At 65.6% G+C, this 1,117-nt stretch carries 1 protein-coding gene; it reads left to right on the forward strand.

Translation table 11 applies throughout. From position 1 onward, the window contains the following. Nucleotides 1-275 precede the first annotated feature (275 nt). Nucleotides 276-1,117 (forward strand): helix-turn-helix domain-containing protein (locus AC2VON_RS05890; RefSeq protein WP_486952098.1); only part of this gene is annotated, 842 nt, incomplete at its 3' end.

Here is a 1,117-nt window from a genome sequence, read left to right on the forward strand (position 1 = left end):
GAGTCCACGTCCCCATCGGCCACCACCGCTACGCACACGTAGTAGCGGGCTCCCCTGCCCGACTCGTCGACGAACGCCTGAGCGGTCACCGGTCAACTGGATATTACGGCTGGCGAGAGCCGCCGTTCCGGGGTTGGGTGAGCCACTGTTCCGCTGTGGGGTGAGCCACTGCGACGCTGTCGGGTGAGCCGCGGCGCTGCTTCTGGTGTTGTGGGTGCGACCGTTCGTCGGTCCGTGTCGTTGGGATGCGGACGTGACGAAAGGGGTCGCCTTCGATGGTCGACTACAAACAGATCCTGCGGCTACGCGCCGAAGGGGTGAGCCAGCGCGGTATCGCGGATGTGCTGGGCTGCTCCCGGAACACGGTGGCGGCCGTATTCGCCGCCGCAACCGCGGCCGGCGTGGGCTTCGGGGAGGTGGCCGACCTCGCCGCCGATGAGGTCCGCCACCTGCTGCTGCCCGAACCGGCCAGGCCGGACTCTGACCGTGTGGCGCCGGATTTCGAGTATGTGCACCGCGAACTGGGGCGTCCGTCGGTGACGCTGCTGCTGTTGTGGAACGAGTATGTTGCGGCCTGCCGGGCCTGCGGCGGGGTTCCGTATCGGTATTCGTTTTTCAACGAACAGTACCGCCGCTGGGTGGCCTCGACGGGGGCGTCGATGCGTATTCAGCGCACCCCGGGCGAGTCCATCGAGGTCGACTGGGCCGGTGATGCGATGAGCTTCGTCGATCCGCTCAGCGGCGCCCCGACCGATGCGTGGTTGTTCGTGGCCGCGCTGTCGTTTTCGGCCTTCACGTATGTGGAGGCGTTCACCGATATGACGCTGGTTTCGTGGGCGTGTCATTCCATCTGTGTAAGTCCGGGGTGGTCCATCATCGGACCGCCGTTGGGCGGACAGAAGGAGTGTTTTGTGACCAAGACCATGCAGATGCCGGCTGAGGAGACGACCGCGGCGCGGCGGCTGGCCGAGATGTTCACCGAAGAGACGCTGGACTCGTTGATTAAGGATGCGGTGAAGACCGGGACCCCGATCGACGGCGCGGACGGTTTGCTGAACCAGCTGACTAAGGCCGTGCTGGAGCGGGCGCTGAATGCGGAGCTAACCCACCATCTGGG

Source organism: Mycobacterium sp. TH-M82 (assembly GCF_057473605.1).